The sequence below is a fragment of the Methylobacterium trifolii genome (assembly GCF_022179685.1).
Lineage (GTDB): Bacteria > Pseudomonadota > Alphaproteobacteria > Rhizobiales > Beijerinckiaceae > Methylobacterium > Methylobacterium trifolii.
In genome coordinates, this window is sequence record NZ_BPRB01000058.1 from 1 (window position 1) to 13,999 (window position 13,999).

8 protein-coding genes are annotated in these 13,999 nt (G+C 73.0%); 4 read left to right on the forward strand and 4 right to left on the reverse strand.

The genetic code is table 11. The features are described from left to right. On the reverse strand, positions 1-1,236 hold a 1,236-nt coding region (locus tag COGEMETH_RS05270; protein ID WP_238181559.1), incomplete at its 3' end, for a caspase family protein. A gap of 183 nt (positions 1,237-1,419) precedes the next feature. Here COGEMETH_RS05270 and COGEMETH_RS05275 point away from each other — a divergent pair. Beyond that, positions 1,420-2,670, forward strand: a complete 1,251-nt coding sequence (locus tag COGEMETH_RS05275; RefSeq protein WP_238181560.1) for a metallophosphoesterase family protein — start codon at positions 1,420-1,422, stop codon at positions 2,668-2,670. A gap of 9 nt (positions 2,671-2,679) precedes the next feature. Beyond that, complete coding sequence (locus COGEMETH_RS25565; protein WP_283214960.1) at positions 2,680-6,156, forward strand: ATP-binding protein; 3,477 nt, start codon at positions 2,680-2,682, stop codon at positions 6,154-6,156. A gap of 9 nt (positions 6,157-6,165) precedes the next feature. On the opposite strand, the gene COGEMETH_RS05285 is transcribed toward COGEMETH_RS25565, so the two are convergent. Further along, positions 6,166-7,662, reverse strand: a complete 1,497-nt coding sequence (locus COGEMETH_RS05285) for a carboxypeptidase M32 (RefSeq protein WP_238181583.1) — start codon at positions 7,660-7,662, stop codon at positions 6,166-6,168. A gap of 20 nt (positions 7,663-7,682) precedes the next feature. Beyond that, the gene (locus COGEMETH_RS05290) at positions 7,683-8,789 is read right to left on the reverse strand and encodes a threonine aldolase family protein (protein WP_238181561.1); all 1,107 of its coding nucleotides are present in this window, start codon (positions 8,787-8,789) and stop codon (positions 7,683-7,685) included. A 738-nt stretch (positions 8,790-9,527) separates the two neighbouring features. Here COGEMETH_RS05290 and COGEMETH_RS05295 point away from each other — a divergent pair. Both COGEMETH_RS05295 and COGEMETH_RS05300 read left to right on the forward strand, forming a co-directional pair. Continuing rightward, positions 9,528-12,497 carry an FAD-binding and (Fe-S)-binding domain-containing protein gene (locus COGEMETH_RS05295; RefSeq protein WP_238181562.1) on the forward strand — a complete coding sequence of 990 codons (2,970 nt, stop codon included), beginning with the start codon at positions 9,528-9,530 and terminating at the stop codon, positions 12,495-12,497. 59 nt (positions 12,498-12,556) lie between these two features. After that, a complete protein-coding gene (locus COGEMETH_RS05300) occupies positions 12,557-13,240 on the forward strand; it encodes a GntR family transcriptional regulator (RefSeq protein WP_238181563.1) in 684 nt (227 codons plus the stop codon). Positions 13,241-13,249: 9 nt separating this feature from the next. Here the strand turns inward: COGEMETH_RS05300 and COGEMETH_RS05305 are convergent, their stop codons facing one another. After that, positions 13,250-13,906, reverse strand: coding sequence for a GntR family transcriptional regulator (locus COGEMETH_RS05305; protein WP_238181564.1), 657 nt, complete (start codon positions 13,904-13,906; stop codon positions 13,250-13,252). Positions 13,907-13,999 lie beyond the last annotated feature (93 nt).

A 13,999-nucleotide genomic window follows, 5' to 3' on the forward strand; every position in this document is an offset into this window, starting at 1 on the left:
CGGCGGCGGGGGCGGCGGCGCGAAAGCGTAGACCGGATCGTCGAAATAGAGCGCCGGCCGCTCCACGTAGACGATCTCCTCCGGCGGGGGCGGCGGCACGTCGTAGGCGAAGGCGGTAAAGCGCGGCGGCGGCTGGAGCGCCGCCGAGAGGGAGGCGAGGCGCCGGCGCGTCTCCCAGGCATGGGGCCCGCGGGGATACCGGGTCAGGTAGCTCCAGTAGGCGTCCGGCGTGTTGGCGAGCCAGGTCCGGCGCCACGTCACCGCCTCGCGCCGGGCGGCGACGATCGCCCGCGCACGCGCGGCCAGGGGATCGCCGGGATAGGCCGCGATGAAGTCCAGGTAGCCCTGGAGCGTATCGCGCTGGAGGCAGAGGGCGTAGGCGTCCCGGGCCCCGATCTCGCGCAAGGGCCGCTCGCGCAGGGCGGCGACCTGCTCCGGCCGGGCGGCCGGCGGCGCCTCCGCGGCCCGCTGGAAGAATTGGAACGGCGCCTCGATCCGGGCCGCGTCCCAGGGCACGAGGCCGCCCTTGGTGGTCTCGGCCACGCGCAGGCGTACCCGCTCGAACAAGGCGGCGGGCGGGAGGCCGCCCTCGCGGATCATCTCCACCAGTGCCTGCGCGTAGGCGCCGTAGGGACCGCCCTCCTCCGGCCCCACCGTGCCGGGGGCGGCGTTGAAGGCGATCAGGCTGCCGGGCTCGGCCTCCACCAGGGCGAGGCCGCCCGCGAGCGGCTCGCCGCTGCGCACGAACGGATTGCGGCGGCCTGAATCGAGCACGAGGAAGCGGGCCTTCAGCGGCAAGGCGGCGAGCCGCTTGGCGTAATCGGAGACCCGCAGCGTCGCCACCGGCACGTCGGAGGCCACGCCGATGCGCGCGTCCACGGGGGCGAAGTAGTTCTCGCCCTCCAGCTGGAGGCCGTAGCCGGCGAGGTAAACGAAGGCGACGGTCTCGGGCCCGGAGGCGGCAGCCTTGTCGAGGAAGTCGCGCAGCGCTTGGCGCAGGGCCGCCTCGTCGAGGTCGCGGGCACCGACCACGTCGAACCCGGCCGCCTGGAGCGTCTGCGCCACCAGACCCGCGTCGTTCGCCGTGGTCGGCAGCGCGCCCGCCGCATAGGCGGCGTTGCCGACGACAAGGGCGATGCGCTTCTCCGGCGCCTGGGCGCGGGCGGGGGGGGCCAAGGCGAGGCAGGCACAGGCGAGGGCGAGCCAGCGCGCGACGAAACGGGGGAACGGGCGCATCGACGGCCTCCATCCGACTTTGGCGGATCGAACGGTCGTGCCGGTGAATCACGGCTGAACCGAGGATCGTCGTCCCTCACGTTTTCGCGAGGACGGCGGGAGCTCCGCCGTCCAGGAACCGGGGGACGGCCCTCCCTTACCGGTTGATGCAGGCGTGCGCGAACGGCAAGAGTCCCGCCGCCCATGACCCGCTTCAGTTTCATCCACGCGGCCGACCTGCACCTCGGCTCCCCGCTGGCCGGTCTCTCGGGCCGGGACGCCGAGGTCGCCCGGCGTTTCGCCTCCGCCGGCCGCGCAGCCTTCGAGGACCTTGTGAGCCTGGCGATCGAGCAGGAGGTGGCTTTCCTGATCGTGGCAGGCGACGTCTACGACGGCGACTGGGCCGACAACACCATCGGCCTGTTCTTCACCCGCCAGGTGGCCCGCCTCGACCGGGCCGGCATTCCGGTGGTCCTGGTGCGCGGTAACCACGACGCCGAGAGCGTCATCACCCGCTCGATCACCCTGCCGCCTTCCGTGCGCGTCTTCTCTACGAAACGGGCCGAGACAATCCCGCTCGACGCCCACAAGGTGGCGCTGCACGGGCGCAGCTTCGCCGATCGGGCGGTGAGCGAGAACCTGTCCCTGACCTATCCCGACGCCGTGCCGGGCTGGTTCAACATCGGCGTGCTGCACACATCCTGCACCGGCTATGCCGCCCACGAGACCTACGCCCCCTGTTCCATCGCCGACCTCGCGGGGCGCGGCTACGCCTACTGGGCGCTCGGCCACATCCACGAGCACGCGGTCCTGTCGCGCGATCCCTGGATCGTGTTTCCCGGCAACCTCCAGGGCCGCAGCATCCGCGAGTGCGGGGAGAAGGGCGCGGTGGCCGTCGACGTGACGGACGGGCAGGTGTCGGGGTTCCGCCGGCTGATCGTGGACCATGCCCGGTTCGACAGGCTTACCGTCGACCTCGACGGCATCGCCCGGGAAAGCGAAGCCGTCGCCGCGGTGGAGACGGCACTCAGGCCCTTCGCCCAGGTCGCCGCGGGGCGCCTCGTGGCCCTGCGGGTGCACCTGACCGGGCAGACGTCCGTGCACGACCGGCTGATGGCCGACCGGGAGGGGCTGACGGCGGAGATCCAGGCCGCGGCCCATCGGGTGCACGAGGACATCTGGCTGGAGCGCATGAAGATCGAGACCAGCCGCCCCCGCGCTGCGGGACCTTCGGCCACCGGACCGGCGGCCGCGATCGACCCGGCCGCACTTCTCGCCGACCTCGACCGCGACCCCGAGTTCCGCGCCCGCGCCGCGGCGGCGCTGGCCGAGATCCGGGGGAAGATGCCGGCGGGCGCTGCCGGCGAGGACGGGGACCTCGCCGACGACATCGATGCCCTGTGCGCCGAGGCCGAGGCGCTGATCCTCGGCCGCCTCTCCGGCCGCCGCTGCTGAGCCCGGTCCATGCGCATCCTCAGCCTCGGCCTCGAACGCTACGGCCCCTTCACCGACAGGACGGTGCAGTTCCGCCCGGACGCGCGCCTGCACGTGGTGCTCGGCGCCAACGAGGCCGGCAAGAGTTCGGCGCTGGCTGCCGTCACCGACCTGCTCTTCGGCATCGAAGCACGCACCCGCTACGCCTTCCTGCACGAGATGCCGCAGATGCGGCTGGCCGCCGAGATCGCCGCGGCCGACGGGCGCCGCCTCGCCTTCCGCCGCCGTAAGGGCAACCGCAACACCCTGGTCGATGCCGCCGACGGTCCCCTGCCGGACAATGCGCTCACGCCCTTTCTCGGGGGGCTGACCCGCGCGGTGTTCTGCCGCGCTTTCGGCCTCGATGCGGGAGCCCTGCGCGGGGGCGGCGAGGAGATGCTCGATGCGCAGGGCGAACTCGGTGCCAGCCTGATCGCGGCCGGGTCCGGCCTGCGGGGCTACACGGCGCTTCAAGCCGAACTCGACGAGGAGGCGCAGAGGATCTTCACTCCGCGGGCGTCGCAGAAGCGCAGCTTCTACCAGGCGCTCGAGCGCTACGAGGAGGCGCGCAAGGCGATCCGCGACACCAGCCTGCGGGCGAGCGATTGGCGGGCGTTGAACGATGCGATCGAGGCTGCGGCCGGCGGCCTCGACGGGATCCGGAGCGAGCGCGAGCGCATCGCCACTGAGCGCGCCAGGCTGGAGCGCCTGAAGCGCGTCGGGCCCATGATCGCCGAGATCGACGCCCTGACTGAACGCGCCGAGACCGATGCCGGCCTCGTGGAGGCGGGCGATGCCTGGATCCTCCGCCTCGGGACCGTCCTCGACGGGCTGCGTGCGGCGCAGGCCGAGGAGGCCCGCCTCCAGTCCGCCCTCTCGGCGGCGCGCGCCGACATCGCCGCCCTGCCCGTCGACGCGGCCCTGATCGCGCACGCGGACGAGATCCTCCAGGGGTTTCAGGGCATCGACCGCTTCGACAAGGGGGCCGTCGACCTGCCGCGCATCCAGGCTGAGGCCGACCGGTTCGGGGCCGACCTCGACCGGCTGGCCGCGCGGATCGGCTTGCCCGACGCGGATGCCCTCGTCCGGGCTCAGCCCACGGACGCCGCGAGGACCCGCGTGGAATGCCTGATCCGGGACGGGCGCGACTTCTCGAACGCGATTGAGCGCCTGCAGCGGGACCTCGCGGGCGCCGAAGCCGAGCATGCCGGCCTCGCCCGTCAGGTGGCCGAGGGCGGCTCGCCCGTCGATCCGGCGCCCCTGCGCGAGGCCCTGCGGAGCTTCGCACCCGTGCGGAGCGCCGTCGCCGAACAGGCCGCCCTGGATGCTACGATCCGGCGGGCCGAGCAGGTCCTGCGCGGACAGGCCGCCCGGATGTCGCCACCGGTGGCGGACGTTGCCGCGCTCGCGCGTGCCCCGCTGCCCGCGTCCGAGACCGTCGCGCGCTACAGGGCGCTCCTGGACGCCAAGGACCGGGAGCGCCAACGGGCTCTCGAACGGGTGGAGTCGGCGTCCCGGGCGCTCGCCGCCACGCGCAGGAGCCTGCGGGAGCGGGAGGCCGGGCGCGCGATCGCGACGCGGGACGAACTCGACGGCCTGCGCGCCGAGCGGGACCGCGGCTTCACGGTGCTGCGGGACGCCCTCTCGGCCGGCACCCGTGCCGCGCCCGCCGACCTGGCGGATTACGAGCGCGCCGTGCACGCCGCCGACCGCGTGGCCGACGACTTGGCGGCGGACGCGGCCCGCGTCGCCGAGCACGCCGCCGACCGCCAGCGCCTGGCCGTCGAGGCGGAGGAGGAGAGCGCCGCCCGGCACACTCTCGAAGCGGTCGCGGCCGAGGCCGTGGAGGGTTTGGCCGCCTGGCAGGAGGCTTGGCGGCCGGCGGGGATCGAGCCGGCGACGCCGGCCGAGATGGCGGCCTGGCTGACGGAGGCGGAAAACCTGATCGAGGCCCAGCAGGACCTCGACGCCCGCCGCATCGATTGCGCCCTGCTCTCGGAGCGCGTCGAGGCCGCCCGCGGGCCGCTGTCGGAGCTCGGTCGCCGCGTCGGGCTCGACGACCTCGCCACGCGGGACGTGGCCGCCGTCCTCGCACGACTGGAGGAGCGCGTCGCGGCGCTGGGCAACCGCTGGGATGCGACCCGTGAGGTGACGGCCCGGCTGGGCGCCGCCGCGGCCGGCATCGTTCGTCTCAAGGCAGCGCTGGACGAGACCGAAGGGCGGCAGGTCCTCTGGCGAGCCGGCTGGGCCGAGGCGCTCGCCGTCTTCGGGCTCGGTGGGGAATCCCGGCCGGAGGAGGCGGAGAGCGCCCTCGAAGCATGGCGTGCGGTGCCTTCGACGCTGGCCGACCGAGACAACCGCCTCGGGCGCGTCGCCGGACTCCGCCGCGACATGGAGGCCTATCGTTCGTCGGCCGCGCAGCTGGTCGCGGCCACGGCGCCGGACCTGGCGGATTTGCCGCCGGGCACGGCGATGCGGACGCTGCATGCGCGGCTGGGAGAGGCGCGCGCGGACGAGGCCCGACGCAGGGACATGATCCGGCGGCGCGACGAGGCCGAGCGATCCGCCGGGGAAGCATTGCGTGCCCTGGAGGCTGCACAGGCCGCGATGCGCGGGCACCTCGGCGAGGTGATGCCCGACCTCGATGGCGCGGCGCTGCCCGAGATCGAGGCGCTGCATGCCAGGCTCGGCGTCCGGAGCGGCCTGCGCAGCGAACTCGCCAGCCGCCGGAGCGGCCTCATGCGCGCGGCCGACGGATGCGGCGAGGCGAGCCTGCGGGGGGACCTCGCCGGCCTGTCGGCCGATGCGATAGAGGCGGACCTCGTGCGCCTCGCCATGGACGACGCGGAGCAGGAGCAGCGGGGCTGTCTGGTCTTCGCGGAGCGCGACCGGAACGAGCGGCGGCGCGCCGAACTCGAAGCGGGGACCGGGGCGGAACTGGCCCAGGCCCAGCGCAAGGCCGCCGAGACCGACCTCCAGGCCGATGCCCGGCAATGGGCGGTGCTGCGGCTCGCGCACCTCCTGCTCGGCTCGGCCATCGCCCGGCAGCGCGCCGGCCAGCAGGACCCTCTGCTGGCGCGGGCGGGTGGCCTGTTCGCGTCCCTCACCGGCGGGGCCTTCGCCGGCCTCGCGCAGGATTACGACGAGGCGGACACGCCCCGGATCGCGGGCCGTCGCGCATCCGGCGCCCTCGTCCCCGTGGAGGGCCTGAGCGAGGGCACCCGGGACCAGCTCTACCTAGCCCTGCGGCTCGCCTACCTCGAGGATTACGCCGCGGGCGCCGAGCCGGCTCCCTTCATCGGCGACGACCTGTTCTCGACCTTCGACGACGCACGCACCGCCCACGGCCTGGAGACGCTCGCTGCAATCGGCGCCACGGTGCAGCCGATCCTGTTCACCCACCACCGCCACGTCGCCGATCTCGCCCGCGACAGGCTGGGCGACGCGGTGGACGTGCTGGAACTGTGACGGCGCCCCCTACGCGGCCCCGCCGTAGCGCGTCTCCAGGTGGTGCCGGAAGGCGGCGGTCCGCAGCGGTGTGCCCGTCGCCTGCGTGAGCAGGGCGTCGGTGGTCAGGAGGCTGCCCTTGGCATGTACCGCCTGCCGCAGCCAGCCGCGCAAGGGGGCGAAGTCGCCGAGCGCCAGCCCCGGCAGGATGTCCGGCTCGGCGGAGGTGGCCGCCCGGAACAGCTGCGCGGCGGCCATGGCGCCGAGCGTGTAGGTCGGGAAATAGCCGAAGGCGCCGCTCGGCCAGTGGATGTCCTGGAGGCAGCCGAGGCGGTCGTCCGGCACGTCGAGGCCGAGGAGGTCGCGCAGGCCGTCGTCGAAGGCGCCGGGCAGGTCCGCGACCGCGAGGTCGCCGGCGAGCATCGCCGTCTCCAGTTCGTAGCGCAGCAGGATGTGGGCCGGGTAGGTCGCCTCGTCGGCATCGACCCGAATGAAGCCGGGGGCGACCCGCGTGTGCAGCCGGTGCAGGTTCTCCGGCGTCCAGGCCGGCCCGGAGCCGCCGAACTCCGCGTGCAGCAGCGGCGCGAGGTAGGCGAAGAACTCCGCCGAGCGGCAGGCCTGCATCTCCACGATGAGCGACTGGCTCTCGTGCAGGCTCATGCCGCGGGCCTCGCCCACGGGCTGGTGGCGCCACCCGGCCGGGCGGCCCTGCTCGTAGAGCGCGTGGCCGGTCTCGTGCAGCACGCCCATCATCGCCCGGCCGAAATCGGCCTCGTCGTAGCGGGTGGTGATGCGCACGTCGTCGGTCGCGCCGCCGCAGAACGGGTGCAGGCTCACGTCGAGGCGCCCGCGGGCGAAATCGAAGCCGAGGCTCCGCATCAGGGACAGGCCGAGGCGGCGCTGGGCCTCCACCGGGAACGGCCCTTCGACCGGCAGCGGCTCAGGCTCTTCCGCCTGCCGGTCGCGCGCCCGCGCCACCAAGCCGGGAAGCCAGGAGCGCAGGTCGTAGAATAGCGGGTCGATGGTGGCCCGGCGCAGGTCCGGATCGTAGCCGTCGAGCAGGGCGTCGTAGACGGACAGACCGAGGGCCTCGCCCTTGGCCCGGCCGATTTCCCGCTGGAGCCGCAGAACCTCGGCCAGGTGCGGCGCCAACCGCGAAAAATCGGCGTCCCGTCGCGCCTCGCGCCAGACCATCTCGGCCTTCGAGCAGGCGCGGGAACTGGCCTCGACGAGGTCGGCCGGGACGGCCGAGGCATGGGCGTGGGCGCGGCGCATCTCCAGCAGGTTGGCGGCGCGCCAGGGGTCCGAATCGCCGGATTCCGCCTCCGCCGCAGCGAGCGCCTCGGCCGTCTCCGGGGCGGTCAGGATCTCGTGGGAGAGCCCGCGCAGGACGGCGAGCTGCTCCGCCCGCCCCTCGGCCGCGCCGTCCGGCATCAGCGCCTGGCTGTCCCAGCCGAGGATGCCGGTGGCGCCGCCCAGCGCCGAGAGGCGGGCGAAGCGCCGTTCGAGGGTCCGGTAGGCCTGCATCGCGTCTCCCATGGCAGCGCTCACGACGCGGCCCGATCGTGAAAGGTCTCAGCCACCGCCCGGATCACGTCGGCCGCCCGCTCGATGCCGGCCCGGTCCACGTCGAGATGGGTGGTCGCGCGGATCTGGTGGGCGCCGATCGCCCGCACCCTCACGTCCTCGGCGAGGCAAGCGGCGGCGAAGGCCGCCGCATCGACCCCGAGTGCTTCGACGGAGAAGCACAGGATGTTGGAGTGCCCCGCATTACCCTCGAACCCGAGGCCCGGCACGTCGGCGATGCCCCGGTGCAACGCGTGCAGGTTGGCGTTGTCGGTCGCCAGTTGCACGACGTGGTGGTCCAGGGCGTAGAGCCCGGCGGCCGCGAGCACCCCGGACTGGCGCATGGCGCCCCCGAGCCGGTACTTCCAGCGCCAGGCCTCGACCACGAACCGCTTCGATCCGCACAGGACCGCGCCGACCGGGCAGCCCAGGCCCTTGCTGAGGTCGAGCCAGACGCTGTCGAACCCCGCGGCGTAGTCCGCGGCCGGGATGCCGGTGGCGGCCACGGCGTTCAAGAGGCGCGCCCCGTCGATATGCGCCTTGAGGCCGTGGGCGTGGGCGATGTCGCGGATCGCCCGCATGTCGGGCAGCGCCCAGACCGAACCGCCCGAAAAACTCGTGGTCTGCTCCACCGAGACCAGGGCGGTGCGCGGCGCCGTGCGGGCGGGCTCGCGGATCGCGGCGCGGAACGCCTCCGGGGTGTAGAGGCCGGCCGGCGTCGGGAGCGCCTTCACCGAGACGCCGCCGATGGCGGCCGAACCCGCGGCCTCGGTGTTGTAGATGTGGGACTGGTCGTCCACCACGATCTCGTCGCCGGCCTGGGTCTGCACCAGGATCGAGACGAGGTTGCACATGGTGCCGGACGGCATGAACACCCCGTCCTCCTGGCCGAGCAGAGCGGCCACGCGTTCGCACAGGGCCCGCGTGGTCGGGTCGGAATCCGACTGCTCGTCGCCGACCTCGGCCCGCGCCATGGCCTCGCGCATGCCGGGGGTCGGGCGCGTCTGGGTGTCGCTGTAGAGATCGATCGTCACGGGGCTGGCTCGTCTCGCGAGGCGGATCGGGAGGAGGCCGCCCCATTCTAGCATTCTCCGGATCGGATGGCCTCCGAATGCGATCCGCATCGTCCGACGTGGGTCCAAGCGCAAGCGACCCCGCGCGGAAACGAATCCGCCGGAGGCATGGCCGGGAGCAGGGGACGCGGGACGCCGCGGGGACCCTGGTTGGTAGTGCGCGCGGATACCGATCCCCGCGGCGCCCCGTGGCCGGACGATCCCGTCGTCGGACCGGTCGGCCATCTTCTCGTCGCGGTGTCTCCGGCCCGATCCGATCCTGCGGCCCCGTGTCGTCGGTCCTGTCGGGGCGGACGCCCCGCGGGAATCCCGACGCCACCGTCGGTAGCCTTCCAACTAGCTCCGCGCTCGTAGTGGCGCGGATCCGCAGGTTGCTCAGGATGGGCCCAGAACCGGGTCGGGGCACGGGGCATTTGCTCCCACGCGCCGGGCGATCCTGCCGCCCCTCTCACGCCACGGCCCGAGCCGATCCCGCATCGGACGCGCCGCCCGGGGCGATGGCCGCTGAAGCCACCGACGCGGGCACCGCTCCCCTGCCCAGGCCCCGCCGCTCGACCTGCGGAAGGACCCCCTGTCGGACGGCGGCGGATCGCTCCGTCGCCGCGGGGCAGCGGATGGCGGGTATCAAGCACAAAACAGGAACATTGTCAAGCCGAGACGACGTTCAGACACGGAGTCCCCGCGCGACCGATCGCCCTGTGGGGCTGCCTTACCCGGCTTGAATCTTATATGCATTCCAAGGACGTGCGGCCGATGCCGCCGCGCGGAGGAGGCAGGCGCGTGGCGGCAGGGACGGCGGCGAGTCCGCGGGCGGCGTTGCGGCAGGGGGCGGGGCTCGCCAGGCGCCTGGCCGAGGCGCTCCGGGGGGAGGTGCGCTTCGATGCCTTCACCCGCGGCCGCTACGCTACCGATGCCTCGATCTACCAGATCATGCCGGCGGGCGTGGTGCTGCCGCGCAGCGCCGCCGACATCGCCGCGACCCTCCAGATCGCCGCCGAGCACGGGGTGCCGGTGATCCTGCGCGGGGGCGGCACCTCGCAGAACGGCCAGCCGATCGGCTCCGGCCTGGTGGTCGACTGCTCGCGCCACCTCGACGGCATCACGCATTACGACCCGGAGGGAGGCACCGTCACGGTCGAGCCGGGCCTCGTGCTGGAGCGCCTGAACACCCGGGTGAAGGCGGATGGCTGGTTCTTTCCCGTCGAACCCTCGACGGCGACCCGCTGCACCATCGGCGGCATGGCCGGCAACAATTCCTGCGGTGCCCGTTCACTGCGCTACGGCAAGATGAGCGACAACGTGCTCGCGATGGAGGCTCTGTTCCACGACGGCGCGCCCTTCGGCTTCGGGCTCACGGGCAACGAGACGGACGGGGTGACGGGCTCGGCCCGCGCGGAGGACCTCGCCCGGCGGATGCGCTCCTTGGCTGAGGCCAACCGCGACGAGATCGCCGCCCGCTATCCCCGGGTGCAGCGCCGGGTCGGCGGCTACAACCTCGACGCCCTGATCGAGGCGCGCCCGAACCTCGCCCACCTGCTGGTCGGCTCCGAGGGGACGCTGGCCGCCACCACCTCCGTCACCCTGAAACTCTCCCGCCTGCCGGCCCACCGGGTGATGGGGGTGTGCCACTTCCCGTCGTTCCGGGACGCGATGGAGACGACTCGCCACATCGTCGATCTCGATCCGGTGGCGGTCGAACTCGTGGACAACAACGTGCTGGTGCTGGGCGCCGACATCCCCCTGTTCCGGGCGACGCTGGCCGACATCACCCGCGGCACGCCGAACTGCCTGCTGCTGGCGGAGTTCGCGGGCGAAGACCTCGCCGGGCTGAAGCGGGACCTGAAGCGCCTGGATGCCTGCATGGCCGACCACGGCTTCCCCGGCGCCGTGGTCGAGATCCTGGAGCCCGCCCGCCAGAGGTCGGTGTGGGAGGTGCGTGAGGCCTGCCTCAACATCATGATGTCGATGAAGGGGGACGCCAAGCCCGTCTCCTTCATCGAGGATTGTGCCGTCCCCCTGGAGCATCTGGCCGACTACACCGACGCCGTCACCGACGTGTTCACGCGGCACGGCACGCGAGGCACCTGGTACGCCCACGCCTCCGTCGGCTGCCTTCATGTCCGCCCGATCCTGAACATGAAGGACGGGGGCGACGTGCGGACGATGCGGGCGATCGCCGACGAGACCGCCGAACTGGTCCGCCGGTTCAAGGGCTCCTATTCCGGCGAGCACGGGGACGGCATCTCGCGCTCCGAATACGTCGAGCCGCTGTTCGGCGCCCGGCTGACCCGCGCCTTCGAGGCGGTGAAGGACGGCTTCGACCCCGGGAACCGCCTCAACCCCGGCAAGATCGTGCGGCCGATGGCGATGGACGACCGCAGCCTGATGCGGTTCTCCCCAGGCTACGCCGTGAGCCGACCCACGGCCCCGGCGCTCGACTGGTCGGAGTGGGGCGGCTTCGGTGGCGCCGTCGAGATGTGCAACAACAACGGCACCTGCCGGAAGCTCGCCGGCGGGGCGATGTGCCCGTCCTACCGGGCGACGCGCGAGGAGCAGCACCTCACCCGCGGCCGGGCCAATTCCCTGCGGCTGGCGATCTCGGGGCAGCTCGGGCCGGACGCCTTCACCGGCCCCGAGATGAAGCGCGCGATGGACCTGTGCGTCTCGTGCAAGGCCTGCCGCCGGGAATGCCCGACCGGGGTCGACATGGCGCGGATGAAGGTCGAGTTCCTGCACCATTACCATGCCCGCCACGGCCTGCCCCTCAAGGACCGCCTGATCGGCTGGATGCCGCATTATGCGGGCCTCGCCGCGCACCTCGCGCCGCTCCTCAACCTGCGCGACCGCCATCCCACCCTGGCGCGGCTGTCGGAGCGCGTGGCCGGCCTGTCGGCCCGGCGGTCCCTGCCGCGCTGGCGCCGGGCCTGGAGCGAGGTGGGCGAGCCGGCCCATCCCGGCGACGTCAGCGGCGACTTCCGCGACGTGATCCTGTTCGGCGACACCTTCAACCGCGCCTTCGAGCGGGAGAACCTGGAGGCCGCCGAGCGGGTGCTGATCGCGGCGGGCTACCGGCTCCACCGGGTCTACCCCGTCCGGGGCCGCCGGCCGCTCTGCTGCGGGCGCACGTACCTCGCCTCCGGCCAGACCGAGCGGGCGCGGGCGGAGGCGCGGCGCACGCGGGATACCCTGCTGCCCTTCGTGCGGGCCGGCGCCCGCGTCGTCGGCCTGGAGCCCTCCTGCCTGCTGACCTTCCGCGACGAGTTCGCCGCGCTCCTGCCCGGGGCGGACACGGCGCAGCTTGCCCGGCAGAGCCTCCTGTTCGAGGAACTGCTCGCCGCCGACCTCGCCGCCGGGCGGATCGACCTGGCGCTCGAGGATCAGGGCGGCCGGGTCGCGCACCTGCACGGCCATTGCCACCAGAAGTCCTTCGGGGTGATGGGCTCGGTGGAATCCGTGCTGCGGATGGTGCCGGGCCTCGACGTGCGCCCGATCGAGTCGAGCTGCTGCGGCATGGCCGGCGCCTTCGGCTACGGCGCCGACACCCTCGACGTGTCCCTGGCCATGGCGGAGCTGGCGCTGTTTCCCGCCCTGCGCAAGGCCGGCCCCGGCGATCTCGTGGTCGCCGACGGCACCTCCTGCCGCCACCAGATCCACGACGGGCTCGGGCTGCATGCGGAACATGTGGCCCGCGTGCTCGATCGTGCCCTGGTGCATGGACACTGATTTGCACGGCGCATAACGTAGAATGGCCTCGACACCTCACGTGATCGCATCCCGCGCAGATGAACAAGATCGAACCCGGCCTCGGCATCAGCCGGCGTTACCTGCACGACGAGGTCGCCGACCGGATGCGCGACCTCATCGAGTCGGGGGAGATGGAGCCCCGCGCCCGGGTCAACGAGGGTGAACTCACCGAGCGTTTCGGCATCTCGCGCACCCCCTTGCGCGAGGCGATCAAGATCCTGGCGACCGAGGGGCTGCTCGAACTGCTGCCGAACCGCGGCGCGCGCGTCGCCAGCATCTCCGAGCAGGAGATCGAGGACATGCTGGAGGTGATCGCCGGGCTAGAGGCCACCGCGGCCGACCTCGCCTGCCGCGGCATCGCGGACGCCGAGATCGATGCGATCGAGGCGGACCACGACGTCATGGTCGCGGCCTGGAAGGCCGGCGACGAGGTCGAGTATTTCAGCCGCAACCGCCGCATCCATCAGGCGATCATGGCGGAAGCGCGCAACCCCATCCTGTCGAGCATCTACGTCAGCCTGTCGGGCCGCATCCAGCGCTCGCGCTACTCCGCCCACCAGACCCCCGAACAATGGGCGCGGGCCGTCTCCGAGCACGACCGGATGATCGTGCTGCTGCGGGCCCGCGACGGCACCGCCCTCTCGCTGCTGATGCGCGAGCACATCCGCGGCAAGAAGACCGTGATCGCCGCCAACTTCGGCGAGGCGGGTGCGCAGGCGTAGGGTTCGGTTTCAGGCGGCGTCGCTGAGCGAGCGCAGGCCCGCCATCAGGTCGGCGAAGCGGTCGCCCTGCACCACGACGTGGGCGCGCAGGCGCTCGGACGCGCGCACGTCGTCGCCGGCGAGGATGGCCGCGACGATGCCCTCGTGCTCGGCCAGGGACTGCCCGAGCCGGTGGCGGGCGCGAAGCTGGAGCCGGCGGTAGGGCGCGAGCCGCCGGCTCAGCAGCCGGGCCTGCTCGCTGAGGAAGGCGTTGCGGCAGGCGCGGTAGACGACGGCGTGGAAGACGTAGTTCTCCGCGTAGTAGCCCTCCGCGTCGCCGGCCCCCGCAGCCGCCTCGCAGGCGGAGAGCGCCGCCCTGAGGGCCGCCTCGTCGTCGGGCACCAGGCGCCGGGCCGCGAAGCGCCCGCAGGACGCCTCGATCTCCGCCATCGTCTCGAACATCGCCAGCAGGTGCTGCGGCTCCGGCGCGCTCACGATCGTGCCTTTGCGGGGCTTGGTTTCCACCAGCCCGGTGACGGCCAGTTGCAGCAGCGCCTCGCGGATCGGCGTGCGCGAGACGCCGAAGCGGGCGGCCAGCTGCGTCTCGTCCAGGCGGGCGCCGACCGCGATCCGGCCGGCCACGATCTCGTCCTCAATCGTCTGCCGCAGGCGTTGGGCCTGGCTCATGCCGCACGCCTCCCGGACGGTTCCGATCCCTCATCGAGATTATGCACGGGCGTTGACAAAATATACAAGGCGGCCTTTTCTCGATAAACAAAG